Source organism: Streptomyces sp. NPDC025793, assembly GCF_055558375.1.
Genome location: NZ_JBVHMR010000011.1, coordinates 253,215 through 274,741 on the forward strand (window position 1 = coordinate 253,215; position 21,527 = coordinate 274,741).

Consider the following 21,527-nt stretch of genomic DNA (forward strand, 5'->3'; position numbering starts at 1 on the left):
TGAACGAGTGAATATCTAGGGGTGGGGTGTGACCCGTCGGGAAGGTCCGGGTGATGTGCGTCCGGTCGGCAGGTGAACGCGGGGCGCTCGGCACACAGAAACCGACAACCGGCGCCCGGCACACCGCGGTTCCAGTGCCGTGCTCACAGCAGCCCGCGCGCGAGCGTCACCGCCCCCGCCACCGGCGGCACCCGCAGTGGGCGCGGCCGGGCCGACGGCAGGGACGCGGCGAGGGCCGCCGTGAAGGCGTCGTACAGCGCGGGCTGGGCGAGGATCGTGCCGCCCGCGACCACCACGTCGTCGGTCGCCGCGCCACGCCGGTCGAGGAGTTCGACCAGCGCGGCGAGCGAGCGGCCGCCGGCGGTGATGACGTCATGGGCGAGCGCCGAGCCCGCCTCGGCGGCGGCGAAGACGGCCGGGGCATGCCGGCCCCAGGCGGCGGACGGCTCGGCGGCGCTCTCCAACGCCGCGCCCAGCGCGGGCACTTCGGGCGCGCCGAACGCGTCGAGGAGGGCCGCCGCCAGCGCGTCGGGTGCCTCGCCGCGGTCGTGGGCGGCCCAGCAGGCACGCACCGCCTCGCGGACCAGCCCGGCCGCGCCGCCCTCGTCGCCCAGCACCGCGCCCCAGCCGCCGACCTGCACGGCCGTGCCGTCGGCGCGCCGCCCCACCGCCACCGAGCCGGTGCCGGCGACGAGGCCGGCGCCCTTGTCCAACCCGGCGGCGGGGACGAGGAGTTCGGCGTCGCCCACGACCAGCGTGGGCACGTCGAAGTGGAGGTGCAGGGCGGCGCGGAGCTGCTCGCACTGGCGCGCGGTCTCGCAGGCGTGGCCGCCCACCGCCAGCGCCGCCGGGCGCGGGCCGGCCGGCAGGGCCTCGCCGATCAGCCGGGCCAGCCAGCCCGCGGCGGCGACCGGGTCGTGCGGCCGCCAGCCGCCGCTCGTACGGACGTGGTCGGCGAGCGGGGTGTCCCCGGCCACGGCACGCAGCCGGGTCTTGGTGCCGCCCACGTCGATGCCGACCAGGACGGGCGTGGAGTCCTGCACGGGACCTCTTTCGTCGTGCGTCGTGTGCGCTGTGTCCTTCGTGCGCGCGGTGCAGCGACGGCGGGCGAACCGTGCCGGGGGAGCCGGGGACAAGCCGGTGAAAACCGGGAAACGGGGGTGATCGCAGCGGTCGGGAAGCCCCGGGACGGGCCTCTGGCGGAGCACGGCAGGCGAGTACCGTGAGTTCGTTAGGAAATTAACTAACGAAGTACAGTGCGTCAAGAGTCCTCGCGACCTGTGGGAGAACCGTGGAACACGACGTGGTGGCGGCACCCCGGCTGACCGAGAGCGCGAGCGCGGTGTTCGCCGTGCTCGCGCAGGCGGGCAGCGCGACCCGGCCGCAACTGGCGAGCCTGGCCGGACTGTCCAAACCGACGGTGTCCTCGGCCGTCGCGGAGCTGGAGAGCGCCGGGCTCGCCGCCCCCTCCGGCACCGCCTCCAGCGGCACCGGCCGCAGCGCCGCCGTCTACCGGCTCGGCCCCGACGCCGGCGCCGTCCTCGCCGTCGACCTCGGCCCGGACCTCACCCGGGTCCGCGGCTGTGCTCTCGACGGCAGCCTGCTCGCCGAGGTCACCGCGCCCCGGGCCGAGGCCGCGGACGCCGTCCGCGAGACACTCGGCGCGCTGCCCGCCGCGCTCCCGCCGCGCGCCATCGTCGTCGCCGTCGGCGATGTCACCGCACCGTCCGGGAAGGGCGCGCAGATGCGTCCCGCGACCGCCAAGGCCGGTCCCGTCTTCGACGCCGTGGCCGTCGCACTGCCCCCGGGCGTCCCCGTGCACCTGGAGAACAACGTCAACTGCGCTGCGCTCGCCGAGCTGCACGAGGGCGCCGCCCAGGGCCGTGCCACCTTCGGGTATCTGCGCGTCGGCGTGGGCGTCGGCCTCGGCATCGTCATCGGCGGACAGGTGGTGCGCGGGGCGAACGGCGCCGCCGGCGAGCTGGCCCGGCTGCCCTACCCGTGGGACGACGGCAGCGAGCCGTGCCTGGAGGCCCTGGAGGAGTACATGGGCGCGCGTTCCCTGCTGCGCCGCGCCGCCGAGGCCTGGCGCGAGACGGACGGGCCGTGCCCCGAGACCGCTGAGCAGCTGTTCGCGCTGGCCGGCGAGGGACGGGCGCCGGCCCGCGCCGTCGTCGCGCGGCACGCCGCCGACGTCGGCCGGCTGGCCGCCGCCGTGACCGCCGTGCTGGACCCGGGGCTGATCGTGCTCGGCGGCAGCACCGGCGCGGATCCCCGGCTGCTGCCCGGGGTGCGGGCCGAACTGGCCCGGCTGAGCTGGCCCACCGAGGTGGTCAGCAGCACGGTCGGCGACCTGGGCACCGTCGTGGGCGCGGCCCGCCTCGCGGTGGCCCGAGGTGTCCGAACCGTGACCGAGCCCGGGCGGCGGAAGGATTGACGGCTTCCGGCCCGTTCTGCCAATGTCCGGACAAGCGCTTTCTAAGCCGGTCGGGACGCCGGCTTGGGTCGGCGTCCCGACCGTACGCGACGTACGGCAGCCGCACGAGGGCGTGCTTGTGCGACGACGGCACTCATGGCCGGGGATCCCACCCGCGAAGGCGACGCGGCCGGGCGAGGCCGCGCCCCCGGGAAGCGAAATTTCACCTGCAGAACGCACCCGTGCCGCCTCGGTCGGCGCCGTGCTCCGTCCCCCTACGACGAAAAGGGATCGAAGATGACCAGTGTGGGTGTGCGGCGCTCCCGCCGACTCGGCCGCGGCGGCATACGCCGCGTGGTTCCCCTCGCTGCCGTGGCTGCGGCAGGTGCCTTTCTGCTCTCCGCCTGCGGGTCGGGGACCGGCTCGGGCGGCAACTCCAAGTCGCTGACGTTCTGGATCTCCACGGTTCCGGGGCAGGACGCGGGCTGGAAGAAGCTGGTGGCGCAGTACAAGAAGGAAACCGGCGTCGACGTCAAGCTCGTCAACATCCCCTACGACGGCTACCCGGCGAAGCTCCACAACGCCGCTCAGGCGAACGCTCTGCCGGACGTGGCGGACGTGCCCGCGCTGGACCCGATCTGGTCGAACAAGCTGCTCGACCTCAGCTCCATCGCCAACGACAAGAGCAACAACATCAATGGCAACTTCCTCGCCAAGGACTCGTCCGGGAAGGTGCTGTCCATCCCCTCGGACGTCACCGCGTCCGGCCTGTACATCAACGAGACCCTGTTCAAGAAGGCCGGCGTCTCCTTCCCGGCCTCGCCCCAGAAGACCTGGACCTGGACCGACTTCATCAAGGCGGCGAACACGGTCCGGGAGAAGACCGGCGCCAAGTACTCCCTGACGTTCGACCAGTCGCCGTCCCGGCTCCGCGCCATGGTGTACGAGATGGGCGGGCAGTACGTCCACGCGGACTCCTCCGGCACGTTCTCGGTGGACGATGCGACCAAGAAGGCCGTGAACTACTTCGTCGGACTGAACGACGACAAGACCATGCCGAAGTCGGTGTGGACCAGCGGCGCCGACCCGTCGGCCATGTTCCAGAGCGGTGACGTGGTCGCCTACTGGTCCGGCGTGTGGCAGGTTCCCGCCTTCGCGGAGAGCATCAAGAAGTTCGACTGGGCGAGCGTCCCGACTCCCGCCGAGCCGGTCCAGGCGAGCGACGTCAACAGCGGCGGCATGATGGTCGGGTTCGACAACAACGGCGCCGCGGCCACCGCCGCGCAGAAGTTCCTGTCCTGGGTGTACGCGCCGAAGCAGTACACCGAGCTGGTCGAGTCCTCCGGGTTCCTCCCGGTCGAGAGCGGTCTGAACCCGAAGTACCCCTTCACCTCCGAGGCGGCGCAGGCGGCGTTCAAGCTGTACAACCAGGAGATACCGCTCTACGCCCCGATCTCCGGGTACTTCAACACCGCGCAGACGAACTGGGTGCTGAAGGGCAAGAGCCTCACGACCGACCCGACCAAGACGGAGCTCGGCAAGGCGATCAACGGCCAGCAGTCAGCCGACAAGGCCCTGGAGAACATCGTGGCCGGCTACAACCAGCAGGTCGGCGGCGGGTCGTAGACCACAGGGCCGGGCGGCGGGGCCGAGACACCGCCGCCCGGCCCTGGCCGCCCACGTGACGCCGGGCTCATGGCGTGAGCCCACAGGAATCCCTTCCACCAGCACGGAGTCAGGAAGATGACAAAACGCGCCTCGGACGTGTCCGCGAGCCCGCCCAGGAGACGCCGCAGCTACACGATCGCGCCGCTCGTCCTCATCGCGGCCAATGTCGTGCTCTTCGCGCTGTTCTTCGTGTGGCCGGCGGTGATCGGGCTCGTCTACTCCTTCACGAACTACACGGGGGTGGGGGCGTTCCAGTTCGTCGGACTGGACAACTACAGCAACCTGTTCGGGGACTCCTCCTTCTACGACGCGCTGACCCGGACGCTGCTGTACACCGTCCTCTTCGTTCCGCTGAACTTCGCGCTCTCGCTGCTCATCGCCAACATGCTGGTGAGCAGGCACGCCAAGGGAGCGTCGCTCGCCCGCGTCGTCTTCTTCATCCCGTGGCTGCTGTCGCCCATCGTCGTGGGTGTCCTGTGGCGGTGGCTGTTCGGCGAGAACTTCGGACTGGTCAACTACGTCATCGAGAAGCTCGGCGGGCACGCCGTCCCGTGGCAGTCGAACGCGGACCTGTCGCTGCTGGTGGTGGTGATGGCGGCGTCCTGGGCCTGGACCGGCTTCTCGATGCTGCTGTTCATCGCGGCGATCAAGAACGTGCCGGTGTCGTACTACGAGGCGGCCTCGCTCGACGGCGCCGGTCCCTGGCGCCAGTTCATCAGCATCACGCTGCCGAGCATCGCGCCCACCTCGTTCATCGTCATCCTGCTCAACACGATCAACGCGATGAAGGAATACCCGCTGTTCGTCTCCCTCAACAACGGCGGACCCGGAACGTCGAACAACCTGCTGGTCCAGTACATCTACCAGACCGGCTTCCAACGGGGCCAGATCGGCTACGCGAGCGCCGCGTCGTTCGTGCTCATGCTCATCCTGATGGCCGTCGCGATCGTTCAGCTGATCGTCAACCGGCGGGTGGAGAACCGATGACAACCACAGACATGCCACGCCCGGTCGACGCCGGTCCCGGACGGGCCGTCTCGAAGAAGCGGACCCGCAACGCGGGCAGCGGCGGGGTCCGGCGGGCGGTGTCCGCGACGGCACTGCTGTGGATCCTGGCGTGCCTCTACGGGTTGCCGGTGCTGTGGTTCATCCTCAGCTCCCTCAAACCGGCCGGGGATCTGTTCTCCTATCCGCTGACGCTGGTTCCGCACCACCCCACCCTGTCGGGTTACCTGACGGCGTGGCGCAGTGCCAACTTCTCCCAGTACTTCGTCAACACGACCCTCGTGTGCGTGATCACGACGGTCCTCACGGTGGCAGCCAGCTGCTGCACCGGGTACGCGCTGGCCAAGTACGACAACAAATGGCTCAAGGCGTTCTTCATCTGCATCCTGGCCACCACCATGCTGCCGGGCGAGGTCATGCTCGCCCCGGAGTTCCTGGTGGTGCGCAACCTCGGCCTCTACAACTCGTTCACCGGCATCATCCTCCCGGCCGTGCTCACCGCGACCGGATGCTTCATGTTCCGCCAGTTCTTCCTGACGGTTCCCGACGAACTCGTGGAAGCCGCACGCATCGACGGCGCCCGCGAACTGTCGATCTTCCTGCGGATCATGGTGCCGCTCTCCCGGCCCATCATGCTGACCCTCGCCATCCTGTCCTTCCAGTGGCGGTGGAACGACTACATCTGGCCGCTGCTGATGCTCAACGACCCCACCAAGTTCACCGTACAGATCGGCATCCAGAGCATCGTCGGCGCGCAGAACATCAACTGGTCGGTCCTGCTCGGCGCATCGGTCATCTCCATGATCCCGCTGATCGTCATCTTCCTGGTCTTCCAGCGCTACGTCATGGGCGCCGACATCAATGCCGGACTGAAGGACTGACCGTGCCCACCCCGCTCGACCACGAGTTCGTCCGCGCGGTGGCCCGCGCCGCCGACCGGCTGGCCGCGCCGCTGGCGGCCGGCCCCGACGAGGAACCCGCCGGGGTGCCGCACCGCGGCCTGGCACGCCGGGTGAAGACCCTGGTCGCCGCGTACCGTTCCCCGGACTCGGCACTGCACGGCAGCAGGCAGGCCGTCGCCGCCACGCTGACCCACCTGCGCGCCCTGCGGGCCGCACAGACGCCCTCCGGCCTCTTCGCCGGCGGCGACAACGTGCAGTCACCGCCGGATTCCGCGTTCACCGTCAACGACGTGTGCGACGCGCACGTCCTCGCCGCCGGCGCGGGGCCGGAACTGCGCGACGTCACGGCCGCGCTCGCCGAGATCGCCCGCTCCGCCTCCGGCAGTCTCCTGACCGGAGGGGTGCACACCCCGAACCACCGCTGGGAGCTGTGCGCGGTGCTGGCCCGGCTGCACCGGTCGTTCCCGGACGACCGGCTGCTCGACCGCGTGGCGGAATGGCTCGCCGAGGGCGTCGACATCGACGCCGAGGGGCTGTACGCGGAACGGAGCGCCAACTACGCGGCCCACGTGTCCAACCCTTCGCTCCTGCTGCTGGCCGGCGTGCTCGGCCGCGCCGACCTGCTGGACGCCGTCGAACGCAATCTCGCCACGACCCTGGACCTCATCAGGCCGGACGGCACGGTGGAGACCGTCCACTCGCGACGGCAGGACCAGAACCACCCGTTCCCGCTGGCGCCCTACCTGCCGCACTACCGGCTGCTCGCGGTCCGCACCGGCCGGGGCGACTTCAGCCGGGCGGCCCGGCTGGCGGCCGCCGGCGGCGTCGGCGACCCCGGACTGCTCGCCGAGACCCTCCTCACCCCGGACCTGTGCCGTGCACTGCCCGCGCCGGCCGTGGAGACACTGCCCCGCGACCGGTACCTCACCACCGCACGCCTCGCCACCCGCGCCTCGGCCGGCGCGCACACGGTGGTGTACGGCGGCTCCGACGTCCCCGAGCACCGGCGCATCCGCTCGGGCCTCGCCTCCAATCCCACCTTCCTGCGCCTGTTCGCAGGCGACGCCGTCCTCGACGCGGTCCGTCTCTCGCGGGGCTTCTTCGACATGGGCCCGTTCCGCGCCGCCGGCATGCAACGCCTCTCCGACAGCCGCTACCGGCTCACCGAGACCCTCTCGGCCGCCTACTACCAGCCGCTCCCGCCGGGCCGGCGCCGGGACGACGGCGCCTACCGGATCGCGGACGAGGGACGCTTCTCGGCCGCGATGGCCTTCCCGGACCGGCCTCGGGACGAAATCTCACACACGACGCGCGTCGAGGTGGACCTGCGGGAGGACGGTGCCGACCTGCGGATCGACATCCGCGGACCACGGGTGCCCTGGGCCCTCGAACTGACCTTCCGGCCGGGCGGCGTGCCAGAGGGCGCCGTACCGATCGGCGACGGACGCTGGTGCCTGACGAGGGGGCCGATGACCTACCGGGTCGGCGACGACGAGATCCGGGTCGAGGCCGGCGTCGAGGCAGGCGAACCGCTTGCCGGGCCGGACCGGAGCGACGTACTGCGGTACGACCCGGGTCAGGACCACACCGTGGTGGGCGGCACCGATGCGACGACCGGGAACCGCGTCTACATTGGTGGACACGGCCCGCACACACTGACCGTCGCACTGCGCGCCCGCAGGCCCGCACCTGTCGTGTGACCCCGACGACCCGCGCCATGGCCACCTCAGGCATGAAGGGCTGATCCCCGTTGCACCTCCCGTCCCCTCCCGTGCACCTCCCCCACCAGCGCGGCCCCCTGCACGACCTGCCCGACACCCCCGAGGCCTACGACGCCGTCCTCGCCGACGTCGTCGAGCAGGCCCTCGCCCGCCTCACCCCCGAGGGCAGCCTCGAACACCCCGACGCCCTCGACGACGTCGGCGACACCTCGCTCGGCATCACCGCCCTGCTCGCCCTCGCCTGGCAGCGCGGCAAGGCCCCCCGGCTGCCCGAGGCCGTCCGCCGCAGCCTCGCCTTCCACCTCCGCGAGCGTGTCTACACCGGGGACAACCCCGGATACCCCAACCTGCGCCTGACCAACTCGGCTCTGCCGTACGCCCGTTACGTCCTCGAAGCGGGCGCCCACCCCATCGGCGACTGGCCCAGCACGGTCTGGGCGCTGCTCCAGGCGGTCAACGTCCTCGACGCGGCCGACGGCCTCCTTGACGACGAACAGCGCGCCGAACTAAGGGAGTTGGCGCACGGCTACTGGCGCTGGCTGACCGAGGCGACCTTCTTCAACCCGCAGGAGGCCGGCAACCAGGCCATCGGCTGCGTGGTCGGCGGCCTGATGCTCGCCCGCCATCTCCCGGCAAAGGAGGGGGAGTCGGTACGGGCACGGGCACTGGGCCTGTACGCCGAGGAGATCCGCGCCCACCGGGTCCGCGACCGGGGCGCCCTGCTGCCGCCCGAGCACGGCGGCGCCTACGACAACAACTACGGCCCCATCTCCCTGTCCTTCCTCGCCCAGGCCCACCGCGTCAGCGGCGCGGAGATGTTCACCGAGGACGGCGACACCCTCGCCCGCTACCTCGACGCCCGGCTGACCAGCGGCGGCTACGACTGCGGCGGCCCGCGCTACAGCGAACAGCACTCCGGCTTCGAATCCGTCCTCGGCCTGCGCTACTTCGGCGCACGCATCGGCACCGACCTGGGCCGCTACCGGGGCGACACCCGCTGGGGCCGGCACGCGGTCCAGCGTGACGGCCGGATCGACGGGCACTTCGCCTTCATGCTGGTCTGGCAGATCCAGGACCCCACGCGCTGGCACCGCACCCCGTCGACCGCCGTCGCCCGCCACCAACTGCGCTCCGGCACCGTCTCCGTGGCCTTCGACAGCCGGATGACCCCGGCCCTGATCGAGGCCGCCGGCACCTACTACCTGCCCGCCGCCGTGCACCGCCAGCACGGCTTCGGCCCGGTCACCGACGGCTTCCTGCTGTGCCGCCCGATGGGCGAGGTGCGGGTCCGCGACGTCCGCGCCGACGATCTCGCCGCCAAGCTGGTCACCAAGCCGGTCGTGGGCCGCGACCACGTCCTGCGCCACGTCCGCTCGCTGTACGTCACCGACGGCACGCGCCTGTGGGTGACGGTCGCCCTGGAACGGCTCGACGGAGCGCCGTACCTGCTGTGCGGGCTGCCGTACGCCGCCGACGACGGCGACCGGGTGCGCCGCGTCGCCGAGGGCGAGGTGACGTCGGCGGGCGCCCTGCGCCTCACCCACCCGGCGGCGTCGGGCGACGACCACTTCGACGCCCGCGCCGAACTCACCCAGGAACAGACCGCGTTCGCTCTCGCCGCCGACCCGCGCGGCTACGGCGACCCCGACGAGGGCTGGCGGCACCTGGTCTCCTCCACCGCCCTGGAGGCCGGCCCGGCCCCGGGCGCGCCGCAGGGGCTGCACGTGTTCGCCGTACGGTACGGGCCGGGCGGATCGTTCGCGCCCGTCCTGGAAGCGGCCGGGGAGGTACTCACCGTGCGCACCGAGGAGTTCACGGCGGTCCTCGGCCCTGTGGCCGGGGACGAGCGGGGTGAGCCCGCGCTCACCCTGCGCCGCTGAGCCTCAGCGCTCGGGGAGCACGACGGCCGGGAGCGCGGCGGGCGGCACCACCAGGTCCGCCCGCCCCCGCGTCGCCGCCACCAGGTCGGCGTTGCGCTGGTCCGTGCCCAGCACCCAGGCCACGGCGCTCTCGTGGTCCTTGCCGAACTCCTCGTGCCGCGCGACCAGTCGCCCGATCCGCTCGTCCTCGGCGATCTCGCAGAACCACACCTCGTCCAGACACGGCCGCACCCGCGCCCACGAACCCTCCGCCACCAGCAGGTAGTTGCCCTCGGTCACCACCAGCCGGGCGGCCGGCGCCACCGGGATCGCGCCCGCCAGCGGCTGCTCCAGGACCCGCTCGAACCCGGGCGCGTACACCACCTCGTCGGTGTCCTCGCGCAGCCGGCGCAGCAGCGCCGCGTACCCGGCCGCGTCGAAGGTGTCCGGGGCGCCCTTGCGGTCCCTGCGGCCCAGGCGGTCCAGCTCGGCGTCGGCCAGATGGAAACCGTCCATCGGGACGTGCGCCACCCAGGGCGGTCCGTCCCCGTTCAGGGCGCGCACCACCTGCTCGGCCAGGGTCGTCTTGCCCGCGCCGGGGCCGCCCGCGATGCCGAGCACGGCACGCCGGCGGTCCCGGACGAGGCCACGGGCGCGATCGAGAAGGTCGTCGAAGGTCAGCGGCACACCGCACAGTGTGGCACCGGCGCGTGCCTCGGACTTTGCCGAGAAGTACCCTGCGGTGTGGCGTGCGCCACCCCTCGAACGCCGATCGTGGGGAAGAGTGCCGGTATGACTCAGCTCGGTCTGCCAGAAGCGATCCAGGCCTGTCTGTTCGATCTCGACGGGGTCGTGACCAAGACGGCCCTCGTGCACGCGGCCGCCTGGAAGGAGACGTTCGACGCGTTCCTGCGCGACTACGACGGCGAGACGGGGCGGCCCTTCGACGCGGACGCCGAATACGACGAGTACGTCGACGGCCGCCCCCGCGCCGACGGAGTGCGGGCCTTCCTCGACTCGCGCGGCATCCACCTGCCCGAGGGCACCCCCGACGACCCACCCGGGACCCGCAGCGTCCACGGTCTCGGCAACCGCAAGAACGCCCTGCTCCTCGAGAAGATCCGCACCGGCGGCGTGGAGGCCTACGCGGGCACCCTGCGTTATCTGGAGGCGGTGCGCGCCGAGGGGCTGCGCACGGCGATCGTGTCCTCCAGCGCCAACTGCCGCGACGTGCTCCGCGCGGTCGACGCCGAGCACTACTTCGACGTGCGGATCGACGGGGTCGTCGCCGCCGAGCGGCACCTGCCGGGCAAGCCGCACCCCGACACCTTCCTCGCCGCCGCCCGCGACCTCGGCGTCGAGCCGTCGCAGGCCGCCGTCTTCGAGGACGCCCTGGCCGGCATGGACGCGGGCCGCGCGGGCGGGTTCGGGTACGTCGTCGGCGTCGACCGCGTCGGCCAGCGCGAGGCGCTGTACGCACACGGCGCGACGATCGTCGTAGGCGACCTCGCGGAGCTGGGAGGCAAGGAATGATCACCGACCGGTCGTACGCCGTCGAACCGTGGGCCGTCCGCGAGACCGCCCTCGACCTCGGCGTCCTCGCCCAGAGCGAGTCGGTGTTCGCGCTGTCCAACGGCCATGTCGGCTGGCGCGGCAACCTCGACGAGGGCGAGCCGCACGGCCTGCCCGGCAGCTACCTCAACGGCGTGCACGAGGTGCACCCGCTGCCGTACGCCGAGGCCGGGTACGGTTACCCGGAGTCGGGCCAGACCGTCATCAACGTGACCAACGGCAAGATCCTGCGACTGCTCGTGGACGACGAGCCGTTCGACCTGCGCTACGGCCGGCTCGTCGCCCACGAACGCGTCCTGGACCTGCGCCGCGGGGTGCTGGAGCGGACCTGCGAGTGGACCTCGCCGGCCGGCTCCACGGTCCGGGTGCGCTCCACCCGGCTGGTGTCGCTGACCCAGCGCGCGGTGGCCGCCGTCGCCTACGAGGTCGAGGCCGTCGGCTGCCGCAGCCGCGTGGTGATCCAGTCCGAACTGGTCGCCAACGAGACCCTGCCCGCCTCCGACGGCGACCCGCGCGCGGCCATGGCGCTGCAGTCGCCGCTGGAGCAGGAGGACCACTTCGCCGCCGACCACCGGCTGCGGCTGGTGCACCGCACCAAGCGCAGCGGTCTGCGCGTCGCCGTGGCCGCCGACCACGTCGTGAGCGGCCCGGAGCGTACGACGACCCGCAGCGAGAGCGGCTTCGACGTGGCCCGGCTGACGGTCACCTCCGTACTGGAACCGGGGCAGACGCTGCGGGTGGAGAAGCTGGTCGCGCACGGCTGGTCCGGCACCCGCTCGCTGCCCGCCATGGCCGACCAGGTCGACGCCGCCCTCGCCGCCGCCGCGCACGACGGCTGGGCGGGGCTGCTCGCCGACCAGCGGGCCTTCCTGGACGACTTCTGGGCCCGCGCGGACGTCGAGGTGGAGGGCGACGAGGAGATCCAACAGGCCGTCCGCTTCGCCCTGTTCCACGTCCTGCAGGCCGGCACCCGCGCCGAGCAGCGCGCGATCCCGGCGAAGGGACTGACCGGCTCCGGATACGACGGGCACGCCTTCTGGGACACCGAGATGTTCGTGCTGCCCGTGCTCACCCACACCGCGCCCACCGCCGTCGCCGAGGCCCTGCGCTGGCGGTACAACACCCTGGACGAGGCCCGCGAGCGCGCGGCCCAACTCGGGCTCGCCGGCGCCGCGTTCCCCTGGCGCACCATCGCCGGACCGGAGGGCTCGGCGTACTGGCCGGCCGGCACCGCCGCCTTCCACGTCAACGCCGGGATAGCCGACGCCGTCGTCCGGTACGTCGAGGCCACCGGTGACGACGGCTTCGAGCGCGAGGTCGGCGCGGAACTGCTCGTGGAGACGGCCCGGTTGTGGCGCTCGCTGGGCCACCACGACAGCCGCGGCGACTTCCACATCGACGGCGTCACCGGACCCGACGAGTACAGCGCGGTCGCCGACGACAACACGTACACCAACCTGATGGCCCGGCGGAACCTGCTCGCGGCGGCCGACGCCGTCGAACGCCACCCGGACCAGGCCGCCCGGCTCGGTGTGGACGCGGAGGAGAGCGCGGCCTGGCGGGACGCCGCCGCGGCGATGCACGTCCCCTACAACGCCGAACTCGGCGTCCACGAACAGCACGCCGGGTTCACCCGCTACCAGCGCTGGGACTTCGCCGGCACCCGCCCCGGCCAGTACCCCCTGCTCCTCCACTTCCCCTACTTCGACCTCTACCGCAAGCAGGTCGTCAAACAGGCCGACCTGGTGCTGGCCATGTACACCTGCGGCGACTGGTTCGAGCGGGGCGACGCGGGCGCGGCCGAGGAGCAGATCGCCCGGAACTTCGCCTACTACGAGCCGCTGACCGTCCGGGACTCCTCGCTGTCCGCCTGCTGCCAGGCCGTCATGGCCGCACGGACCGGTCATCTCGACCTCGCCTACGCCTACACCGCCGAGGCGGCCCTGATGGATCTACAGGACCTGGAGCACAACACCCGTGACGGGCTGCACATCGCCTCGCTGGCCGGCACCTGGATGGCGCTGGTGGCGGGCTTCGGCGGACTGCGCCGCGACGGCGAGAACCTGCGCTTCGCACCCCGGCTGCCCGAGCGGCTGAGCCGGCTCGCCTTCCACGTCCGGTTTCGCGGCCGCACGCTGCGCGTGGACATCGGACCGGACAAGGCGACGTACGCGCTCCTCGCCGGCCCGCCCCTGACCCTGCGCCACCACGGCGAGCCGCTGACGGTGACCACCGCCGACCCTGCCGTCCGCGCCGTACCGCCACCGGTGCGCCGCCCGGCCCCCGAGCAGCCGCCGCACCGGACGCCGCACGCGGGCTGAGGCCCGGCGGCACACGTCGGGCGGGCACGACGTGTGCCGCCGGGCTCAGCTCAGTGCGCCGGACAGCAGCCCCATCAGGTCGCCCGTTGCGTCGGCGGCCAGCAGGGCGGGCAGGGCGCCCAGGGCGAGGACGGCCGCGGCGGCGGTCCACAGGCGTGGGGGAGGGGTGGTGTGGAGGGCCGCGATCCGGCGGGTGACGGCCCGGTCGGTGAAGCCGAGGGCGCAGGCCGCCCGGGCGCGGCCCGCCGTGAGCGCGGCCCGGGCCAGCGCGCGGGCGGTGGTCCGGCGGTCCCCGACCAGGTCCGCGGCCCGCTCGTCCGCCCAGCGCTCCACCAGGAACGCGACGGCCGTACGCACCGGGCGCAGCAGCGGATTGGCGGCCGCGGCGAGCGTCACCGCCGTCACCAGCGCCCCGTGCCGGTACGTGAGATGGGCCCGCTCGTGCGCGAGCAGCACCCGGCGTTCGGCCGGGGTCAGTGCGCTCAGCATCGCCGAGGTCACCAGGATCCGGCCGGGCCGGCCCGGAATCGCGAACGCCTGGGGCACCGCGGAGGCCGCGACGATCAGCTCGGTGTCCGCCGGCTGCCCTGCGCACAGCCGCCGCAGTGCCCGCCGCGTGGACCGCTCGGCGCGCACCGCCCGGTGCAGCCGTACGGCGACGACCAGCAGCGCGGCACTCGCGCCGAGCCCGATCACCTCCGGCACCGGGTCCATGACCGGACGGCCCGCCTCGCGCGCCTCACGGATCACCGGCGGGGCGTCCCCGAGGAGCGCGGCGGCCAGCAGCACCAGCGACCAGGTGGTGGCCGCGGCCGTCAGCACGGCGGCCGACGCCAGCACCGGTGCGGCCAGTGCCGGGGCGACGCGCCGGGCGATCACCGGGCCGACCAGTGCCAGCAGCAGGGACACCACCAGCGGTCCGTACACGTCGAAGATCATGCGCCGCCCCCGGCGAGCACCTCGCGCAGCGCGCGCTCCTCCTCGGGGCTCAGCCCGGTGACGAACTGTTGGAGCGCGGCGATCGGGTCCGGGCCCCGGTCCAGGGCCTCGTGCATCGCCTCGGCGGTCAGCTGGGCCGCGTTCTTCGCCGGCCGGTACGCGCCGCGCCGTCCGGCCGCGTCGCGCAGCACCAGCCCCTTGTCGTACAGACGCTTGAGGATCGTGTGCACCGTGTTGTAGGCGAGCGCCCCGTCGACCTCGGCCTGGATCTCCGCCGGGGTCAGCGGCCGCTCGGTGGCCCACAGCGCGGCCAGCACCTCGCTCTCCAGCTCCCCGGCGCTGCGCCGCTCCGCCCTGCCGCGGGACTCCGTGCCAGCCATGCCCCCACCTTACAGCGCGTAGTGCGTGGGCCGGATGGGCCTGTCCGTCCGACAAGAGCCAGCGATACGGGGTAGTTTGGGGGTGTTTTCCCTTGGCCCTACAGGCTGTAGGGTTGCAAGGGCTCCGCCCGCCACGGGGCAAGAGGGGTGATCATGGCCGCCAGTGCGCACGCCACACACGCGGTATCGCGCGATGCCCACGCCCGGAGCGGCCGATGACGGCTCCCGGAACGGAAACGACCGCGGGCACGGAATCGTCCCCGCCCACGGCGACGCCCCTGCCCACGGAACTCGCCGCCGCCTCCTCCGTCGTCCACCGGCCCGCGCCCTGGCACCTCGGCGTCCTGCTCGCCGTCCTGCTCGGCGGGGCCTACCTGGCCCGCCGGCACTGGCCCGCGCTGGAGAGCGGAGCCGGGCGGCTGGCCGGTGCCGACCAGGGGTGGATGCTGGTCGGCGCGACCGCGGCCCTCGGCACCTGGGCGGCCTCGGCGCTCGCCCAGCAGGGCGCGGTCGTACCGCGGCTGCCCCGACCCCGGCTGGTCGCCGCCCAGTTCGCCGCCTCCGCCGCCAACCACCTGCTGCCCGCGGGCCTCGGCGCGGGCGCGGTCAACGTACGGTTCCTGATGCGCTGCGGACTGCCCGCCGCCCGCAGCGCCGGCGCTCTCGCCGTCAAGGCCGCCACCGGTGCCGTCGTCCGCCTCGCACTGATCGCGCTGCTCGTCCCGGCCTGCCCGGGCCTGCTGCGGCTGCCGCACCTGTCCACGACTGTCCTCGCCTGCGCCCTGGGCGCCGTACTCCTGCTGGCCGTGCTGCTGGTGACCCCCTGGTGGGCGCGGTGCCGCCGGGCCCTCACCCCCGTCCTCGCCGACATCCGCGCCCTGCACGCCCGCCCCGCCCGCGCGGCGGCCCTGTGGGGCGGCTCCCTCGTCTTCGCCGGGCTGCACTCCCTGGTCGTCGTGGCCGTCGGCCAGGCCGTCGGACTGCCGCTGCCCCCGCTGCAGGTGGCCCTGCTGTACCTCACCGCGAGCAGCGCCGCCGCGCTGCTGCCCACACCGGGCGGACTCGGCTCCCTCGACGCGGCGCTCGCCCTCGCCCTCACCGTCGCCGGCGCCCCCGGCGCGTCCGCCGCCTCCGCCGTCCTCGGCTACCGGCTGCTGACCGTGTGGCTGCCCCTGGTCCCGGGCCTGCTGGTGCTCGCGGTGATGGTGCGACGCAAGGCCCTGTGAAGGGCGGGGAGTTTCCCGCGCGGCCACTTCAGGTAGGAGTCGGGTGTCGTATGCCGTACTGGAGGGGGAGAGCCATGGCCGGGACCGAGACAGCGGGGCTGCCGAGCGAGGCGTTCTTCACACCGGGGTCGTCGTCCTTCACCGAGTTCCTGGCCGCACACCGTCCCGGACTCCTGCCCACCACGCCCCGGCTGCCCGGCGGCGTGCGGACGGCGCCCGACAGCTTCCCGCACGGCACCACCGTGCTCGCCCTGACCTACGGCGACGGCGTGCTGATCGCCGGCGACCGCCGGGCCACCATGGGCAACCTCATCGCCCAGCGCGACCTGGAGAAGGTGCACCCCGCCGACGACTACACGGCCGTCGCCTTCGCCGGCACCGTCGGACTCGCCGTCGACATGGTCCGCCTGTACCAGGTCGAGCTGACGCACTTCGAGAAGATAGAGGGCACCCCGATGACCCTCGCGGGCAAGGCGACCCGGCTCGCGGCCATGATCCGGCAGAACCTGGCCCAGGCCATGCAGGGCCTCGCCGTCGTCCCACTGCTCGCCGGGTACGACCTCACCGCACCCGACGGCGGCCGCGGCCGCATCTTCGGCTTCGACCCGGCCGGCGGTCTCTATGAGAAGCACGACTTCTACGCCGAGGGCTCCGGCTCGCCGTACGCCCGGGGCGCCCTGAAGAAGCTGTACCGCCCGGGGCTGACCCGCCGCGAGGCCGTGCTCGCCGCCCTCCAGGCACTGTACGACGCGGCGGACGACGACTCGGCCACCGGCGGACCCGACCTGAACCGCCGTATCTTCCCCGTCGTTTCGGTGATCACCGCGGACGGCTTCGCACGGCTTCCGGAGGAGGAGACCGAGGAGCTGAGCCGGGAGATGATCCTGCGCCGCGAGGACCGCCCGGACGGCCCGCACGCCGCGCCCTGACCCCGCCCGACCCCTTTGGCCCGCATTCTCGAACAATTCGAGATCGGTCTTTTCGGAGAGCACGCCGAAGCGCGGGTGACGGAGAAATCCTCATATGATTGTCGGCCGCGCCGGTGGCGAAAATCTGGGTTCCTCCTTTGTTGCGCACCCGGGCGGCGCGATAGGTCATCCGGGCGGCTTCGCACGAGAACGGCGGCGCCGGGCTTGCGGACCATCCCGGAGTGTCCGATGCTCGACCCGTCGCCGTTCAACGAAGTGGATGGGGAATTCGGCAGATATTCAAGGACGATCGTCGTGCGGAGTGGGAAAATGCGAAGGACGCGCTGGAAGCGTTTTGCCGCCGTCCTGGCCCCGAGCATTGCCGGCGCGGCCGTCCTGACCGTGAGCGTGGCTCAAGGCGCCCTCGCGGCATCGTTCTTCATCTCCGGTGAGACCTTCAAGATCGCCGCGGACTCCCTGACCGGCAGGGGCATGAGCGTCTACGGCATGGTGGACGTGACCCGCAAGGGCAGACTCGTGCCGGTCGCCGTCACCGGGGTGAGGACCGCGAAGATCGACGGGCTGTGCCTGTCGGTCCGCTTCCCGATCCCCGTACTGGGCACCTACACCCTGAGACTGACCGGCGACCACGAACGTCCCGCCACGGCACGGGACATGTTCTTCGACATCAGCCTGCTCAACGCCGGCGAGGCGAACCTGAAGAACCTGGACATCGGCGTCGCAGCCGGATCGCTCACGTCGGGAGAAGTGTCCCCCGGCGACCGGGACTCGAAATTCTTCGACCCGAACAGCGTCGCGATGCAGAGTACGACCACCACCATGCGCAACCTCCGTGTCAACAGCGTCGCGGCTTCCCTGGGCTCTCTCGACCTGCCCGGATCGCGCCTGTCGTTCACATCGGGCGCCCACGAATGCTTCTGACCCGCCGGCGTGCCCGAAGAGTGGTGAGCCCTCTGAGATGAAAAACCCGACCATGCCGGCCGAGTGGCGTGACGCCCTCTCCCGCGCGAGACACGGATGTCGCATGTGGCGCGACACCCGACCCTTCTGGGCAGGCCTGATCACTCTGTCAGCGGGTCTGCCGATCATCTATTTCCCCTACGCACACCTGAGTTGGGGCAGCGTCACCCTGGCACTCTCCAGCACTGCCGGTGCCGCGTCGCTGGTCATCGGCGTCCTTCTCGTCGTGCTCGGCCTCCTGCTGTGGTTCCAGCAGAACGCGCGCCTCTTCGCGGGAATCGCCGCGATCCTGATGTCCCTGATCGCCTTGCCGCTCGCCAACTTCGGTGGCCTTCTGCTCGGTACGCTCCCCGGCCTGATCGGCGGCTCTCTCGCCTGCGCCTGGATGGCACCCGAGGACACCTCGGCGCCACCGGCGGACGGCGGACCACGTGCCCAGTGACCGCTCCGGCGTCCCGCCGTGCGACGGTACGCCGGTCGCGATCGGCATGCGCACGGCACGCGTCCCGAGCGCGCGCACCCCATGTCCCGGAATTCCCGGACCGGTTGGGCAGCTGTTGCTGCTGGGCTCACTGCCTCTCGCTCTCCTGGCGATGGCGGCCGAGCCACCGGGAACGGGACCGGCCCCCGGCCACCATCCCTCGCGCCACCGCACGCGACCGCACGAGCGGGACCAGGTGCTCGCCGAGGACTCCTGGACCCTCACATCGCGACGGCTCGTGCTGCACGGCACCCGGTTCGCGGGTGTGGTCACCGTCAGGACCCCGGCGGGAACCGAGCGCCTGCTCAAGTTCACCGTCCGCTCCTTCGAAGCCGCCGACCTCGACCTGACGGTCCGAAGGCGTCTCGCCACCTGGCACCTGAAGGCCGGCGCCGGCACCGTCGCCACCGCCGGGAGCCCGGCGACGCTGTACGCGGAAAAGCTGGTCGGCACGGGCTTCGGACCGGGCCACGGAACGGCCGCGCCCCGCGGACGAGTCGTGATCAGCCCGAGCTCCGTGCCGCACTGGCTCTCTCCTCGGCTTCCGGCCGCGGGGAACGTCCGCCGTCGAGCGGTCGTCATCGAAGGGGCGGCCCTCTACCGGATCCGCCTGACCGGCGGAACTCTGAAACTGCCCAGGCCCCACCTCACGACGACGTAGCCGCCGGCAGACGAGCGCGCTGCCGAGGGAACGTTCTGGCCCGGCCCCTCCTCCTGGCATGCCGAAGCGGGTCCTCAGGAGGCCCGCCGGAGGCGAGAGGTGTTCGCGATGACATCACGTACCGGCTCGATGACGGCAGCCGTCGGCAGGCCGCTCCCGAACGCCGAAGGAGCGAGGCACAGTTGGCCCGAGGTGCGCGGCATCCGGCTGCACGTCGCCGAGTACGGGACCGGGGCGCCGGTCCTGCTGCTGCACGGCTTTCCGCAGCACTGGTTCGCCTGGCACCGGGTCGCCGAGCTGTCCGCCGCGGGCCGTCGGCTGATCTGCCCGGATCTGCGGGGCTTCGGCTGGTCGGAGCAGACCCGACGCGGCTACGACATCGACGGCCTGTCCGACGACATGCTCGCGCTGCTGGACGTACTCGGGCTCCACCGTGTGGATCTCGTCGGGCACGACTGGGGCGCCCAGATCGGCTTCCGGATGTGTCTGCGGGCCCCGGAGCGCTTCCGTGGGTACCTGGCGCTCAACATGGCGCACCCGTGGCCGCGGCAGCGGGCCGTCCTGCCGAACCTGTGGCGGCAGTGGTACACCGCCTTCGTCGAGTATCCCGTGATCGGCCGGGCCGTGCTGCGCCACTGGCCGGCGTTCTGCCGCTGCCTGCTGCGTCACCAGGTCGCCGACCGTTCGGTCTGGCAGCCCGGCGAGCTCGCGGAGTTCAGCGCCGCGGCGCAGGTCAGCGCGCATGCCGGACAGGCCATGTTCTGGCAGTACGTGGTGCGCGAGATCCCGGCGCTGCTGCGCGGCGTGCGGCGCGGGCAGCGGCTGACCGTCCCGACGGTGCTGCTGGGCGGCGAGCGGGACAACGTGATACCGCCGTCCATGCTGGCCGGGGGCGAGAGCCACGCGGACGATCTGACCGTACGGATCGTGCCGGGCGCCGGCCACTTCCTGCCCCGGGAGAGTCCCCACGCGGTCGCCGGGGCGATGAGGGAGCTGTTCGCGACGGGGCGTTGAACGGCTAAGGACGCAAGGCCGCCCGCAGTGCGACCTTCCCGATGAAGGCCCGGCTGCGGCGGGCCCCGAGTGCGTACGCCCACTGAACCGGCCGCAGGGCGGCGGGACGCGCCGCGCCGAGCATGGCGAAGCGTGTGCCGTCGCCCTCCGGCACGGCGGCCATACCCCCCACCACGAGCCGCGACTGCATGAGACACCAGCCGGGCGCGAGCCGTACCTCGAAGGCGCTGCGGCAGCCCAGCGGGCCCACCGCCAGGGCGCGCTTGCGATCGGCGTCGCCGGGCGGCACGCGGAACTCGCGCAACACCGGCACCAGATGGGGCAGCTCGCCCGCAAGATCCGAGGCGACCGCCCACACCTTGTCGTACGGCAGCTCCAGGAGCTGCTCCTCGTACATCGTGGTGTGCAGGCCCGCGGCCAGCAGCCGTAGCCGGGTGACGGCATCAACGGTCATTGCTGCCATGCCTTCCGGAACGCCGAACGGGCGCGGTGCAGCCGGGACTTGACCGTGCCGGGCGCGATGTCCAGCATCTCGGCCGCACGTCGTTCATCAAGCTCCTCAAGCTCGCGCAGGACGAGCACGGCACGATGATGTACGGGCATCCGCGCGAGCACGTCCCGTACCTGTGCCGACAGTTCGCCGTCACCGACGACGAGGCCGCTCAGGCGGGCGACTTCGTCGGGATCGACGGCCCGCTCGACGGCGGTTCGCCGCGCCACCCGCACCGCCTCGCGCACGGTGACGGTGCGCACCCATCCGTAGAACGCCTGTGGATCGCGCAGCCCCCGCATCCCGACGAAGACCGCGGTCAACGCCTCCTGGACGGCATCCTCACCATCCGACAGAGCGATCGGCCGGCACAGCCGGGTCACATACGGCGTCACCACGGTCAGCACCTCGTCCATCGCCAGTACATCGCCCGCCCGCGCCGCCCGCACCAGTGGGGCCACGGCATCCCACGGCGGCCGGGGTTCTCCTGCTGAGCCGTCCATCACCGCGGACACTACAGCCCGCGGGTCGCCCCTTCTCAGGCGCCGTGAGGCGTGACGCCACCCATAGGAGCCAGATCACATCCTATCCGGCGTCGTACCAGCAGAGTGCTCTGAACAGGCTTTAAAGCTGATATATGCATAAATATCGGTCATTCCTCCGATCTGGGGTAGTACGTCACATCATTGCGTCCCGCCTCGACCACCGCTAACCATGTTTCTCGTCGCCGGGAGCCAGGCGGCGGCCGGGCGGATCCCCGCCGGGCCCGACCGCTCCCGTGCGCGGTTCGGGGCGCCCGCCCCGTCCCACGCGCAGCCGTCAGCAGCGGCCGCCACCCCACGATGTCCCCCACCGGAGGGTTGCTCTCGCATGACCACGACCGCTCGTACCCGCATCGCCCGCCTGCGCACTCTCGCCCTCACCGGCATCACCACGACCGGCGCCGCGGCCGCCGCCCTGACCCTGATGCCGACGACCGCGCA

General features: G+C 72.4%; 20 protein-coding genes. 14 read left to right on the forward strand and 6 right to left on the reverse strand.

Features of this window, described 5'->3' with window-relative positions:
* Window positions 1–143 precede the first annotated feature (143 nt).
* Window positions 144–1,043, reverse strand: a complete 900-nt coding sequence (locus ACZ4MF_RS22615) for a BadF/BadG/BcrA/BcrD ATPase family protein (RefSeq protein ID WP_467493723.1) — start codon at window positions 1,041–1,043, stop codon at window positions 144–146.
* A gap of 248 nt (window positions 1,044–1,291) precedes the next feature.
* Between ACZ4MF_RS22615 and ACZ4MF_RS22620 the strand changes: the two genes are divergently transcribed.
* The 6 genes from ACZ4MF_RS22620 to ACZ4MF_RS22645 all read left to right on the forward strand — a co-directional run bounded on the left by ACZ4MF_RS22620 (window position 1,292) and on the right by ACZ4MF_RS22645 (window position 9,592).
* The gene (locus tag ACZ4MF_RS22620) at window positions 1,292–2,437 is read left to right on the forward strand and encodes an ROK family transcriptional regulator (RefSeq protein ID WP_467493724.1); all 1,146 of its coding nucleotides are present in this window, start codon (window positions 1,292–1,294) and stop codon (window positions 2,435–2,437) included.
* 276 nt (window positions 2,438–2,713) lie between these two features.
* Window positions 2,714–4,042: an extracellular solute-binding protein gene (locus ACZ4MF_RS22625; protein WP_467493725.1), complete on the forward strand. Its 1,329-nt coding sequence runs from the start codon at window positions 2,714–2,716 to the stop codon at window positions 4,040–4,042.
* A gap of 117 nt (window positions 4,043–4,159) precedes the next feature.
* Window positions 4,160–5,071, forward strand: coding sequence for a carbohydrate ABC transporter permease (locus ACZ4MF_RS22630; protein WP_467493726.1), 912 nt, complete (start codon window positions 4,160–4,162; stop codon window positions 5,069–5,071).
* Window positions 5,068–5,970 carry a carbohydrate ABC transporter permease gene (locus ACZ4MF_RS22635; RefSeq protein ID WP_467493727.1) on the forward strand — a complete coding sequence of 301 codons (903 nt, stop codon included), beginning with the start codon at window positions 5,068–5,070 and terminating at the stop codon, window positions 5,968–5,970. The genes ACZ4MF_RS22630 and ACZ4MF_RS22635 overlap by 4 nt, the downstream gene beginning before the upstream one ends.
* 2 nt (window positions 5,971–5,972) lie before the next feature.
* Window positions 5,973–7,691: a hypothetical protein gene (locus ACZ4MF_RS22640; RefSeq protein ID WP_467493728.1), complete on the forward strand. Its 1,719-nt coding sequence runs from the start codon at window positions 5,973–5,975 to the stop codon at window positions 7,689–7,691.
* Between the two features lie 71 nt (window positions 7,692–7,762).
* Window positions 7,763–9,592, forward strand: a complete 1,830-nt coding sequence (locus ACZ4MF_RS22645) for a hypothetical protein (protein ID WP_467493729.1) — start codon at window positions 7,763–7,765, stop codon at window positions 9,590–9,592.
* A 3-nt stretch (window positions 9,593–9,595) separates the two neighbouring features.
* Here ACZ4MF_RS22645 and ACZ4MF_RS22650 read toward each other — a convergent pair whose 3' ends face one another.
* Window positions 9,596–10,258: a nucleoside/nucleotide kinase family protein gene (locus ACZ4MF_RS22650; protein WP_467493730.1), complete on the reverse strand. Its 663-nt coding sequence runs from the start codon at window positions 10,256–10,258 to the stop codon at window positions 9,596–9,598.
* 105 nt (window positions 10,259–10,363) lie between these two features.
* On the opposite strand from ACZ4MF_RS22650, the gene ACZ4MF_RS22655 reads away from it, so the two are divergent.
* Window positions 10,364–11,104 (forward strand): HAD family hydrolase, encoded by a 741-nt coding sequence (locus ACZ4MF_RS22655; protein ID WP_467493731.1) that lies wholly within the window; start codon window positions 10,364–10,366, stop codon window positions 11,102–11,104.
* Window positions 11,101–13,464, forward strand: a complete 2,364-nt coding sequence (locus tag ACZ4MF_RS22660; protein ID WP_467493732.1) for a glycoside hydrolase family 65 protein — start codon at window positions 11,101–11,103, stop codon at window positions 13,462–13,464. Before ACZ4MF_RS22655 ends, ACZ4MF_RS22660 begins: the two co-directional genes overlap by 4 nt.
* A 45-nt stretch (window positions 13,465–13,509) precedes the next feature.
* Here the strand turns inward: ACZ4MF_RS22660 and ACZ4MF_RS22665 are convergent, their stop codons facing one another.
* Together ACZ4MF_RS22665 and ACZ4MF_RS22670 are read right to left on the reverse strand one after the other, a co-directional pair.
* Window positions 13,510–14,403, reverse strand: a complete 894-nt coding sequence (locus ACZ4MF_RS22665) for a M56 family metallopeptidase (protein ID WP_467493733.1) — start codon at window positions 14,401–14,403, stop codon at window positions 13,510–13,512.
* Window positions 14,400–14,783 (reverse strand): BlaI/MecI/CopY family transcriptional regulator, encoded by a 384-nt coding sequence (locus tag ACZ4MF_RS22670; RefSeq protein ID WP_356040217.1) that lies wholly within the window; start codon window positions 14,781–14,783, stop codon window positions 14,400–14,402. Before ACZ4MF_RS22670 ends, ACZ4MF_RS22665 begins: the two co-directional genes overlap by 4 nt.
* 215 nt (window positions 14,784–14,998) lie before the next feature.
* Between ACZ4MF_RS22670 and ACZ4MF_RS22675 the strand changes: the two genes are divergently transcribed.
* From ACZ4MF_RS22675 to ACZ4MF_RS22700, 6 genes are all read left to right on the forward strand, one after another.
* On the forward strand, window positions 14,999–16,009 hold the full coding sequence (locus tag ACZ4MF_RS22675) for a lysylphosphatidylglycerol synthase domain-containing protein (RefSeq protein ID WP_467493734.1): 1,011 nt from the start codon (window positions 14,999–15,001) through the stop codon (window positions 16,007–16,009).
* 74 nt (window positions 16,010–16,083) lie between these two features.
* Entirely contained in the window at window positions 16,084–16,938 is an 855-nt protein-coding gene (gene prcB, locus ACZ4MF_RS22680) for a proteasome subunit beta (RefSeq protein WP_467493735.1), read from the forward strand.
* Between the two features lie 228 nt (window positions 16,939–17,166).
* Window positions 17,167–17,859 carry a DUF6230 family protein gene (locus tag ACZ4MF_RS22685; RefSeq protein ID WP_467493736.1) on the forward strand — a complete coding sequence of 231 codons (693 nt, stop codon included), beginning with the start codon at window positions 17,167–17,169 and terminating at the stop codon, window positions 17,857–17,859.
* A 103-nt stretch (window positions 17,860–17,962) separates the two neighbouring features.
* Window positions 17,963–18,340 carry a DUF6114 domain-containing protein gene (locus ACZ4MF_RS22690; protein WP_467493737.1) on the forward strand — a complete coding sequence of 126 codons (378 nt, stop codon included), beginning with the start codon at window positions 17,963–17,965 and terminating at the stop codon, window positions 18,338–18,340.
* On the forward strand, window positions 18,330–19,040 hold the full coding sequence (locus tag ACZ4MF_RS22695) for a hypothetical protein (protein WP_467493738.1): 711 nt from the start codon (window positions 18,330–18,332) through the stop codon (window positions 19,038–19,040). Before ACZ4MF_RS22690 ends, ACZ4MF_RS22695 begins: the two co-directional genes overlap by 11 nt.
* Window positions 19,041–19,148: 108 nt before the next feature.
* Window positions 19,149–20,054 (forward strand): alpha/beta fold hydrolase, encoded by a 906-nt coding sequence (locus tag ACZ4MF_RS22700; protein WP_467493739.1) that lies wholly within the window; start codon window positions 19,149–19,151, stop codon window positions 20,052–20,054.
* Between the two features lie 4 nt (window positions 20,055–20,058).
* On the opposite strand, the gene ACZ4MF_RS22705 is transcribed toward ACZ4MF_RS22700, so the two are convergent.
* Both ACZ4MF_RS22705 and ACZ4MF_RS22710 read right to left on the reverse strand, forming a co-directional pair.
* Window positions 20,059–20,508 carry a hypothetical protein gene (locus ACZ4MF_RS22705; protein ID WP_467493740.1) on the reverse strand — a complete coding sequence of 150 codons (450 nt, stop codon included), beginning with the start codon at window positions 20,506–20,508 and terminating at the stop codon, window positions 20,059–20,061.
* A complete protein-coding gene (locus tag ACZ4MF_RS22710; protein ID WP_467493741.1) occupies window positions 20,505–20,960 on the reverse strand; it encodes an RNA polymerase sigma factor in 456 nt (151 codons plus the stop codon). The genes ACZ4MF_RS22705 and ACZ4MF_RS22710 overlap by 4 nt, the downstream gene beginning before the upstream one ends.
* Window positions 20,961–21,527: the final 567 nt, after the last annotated feature.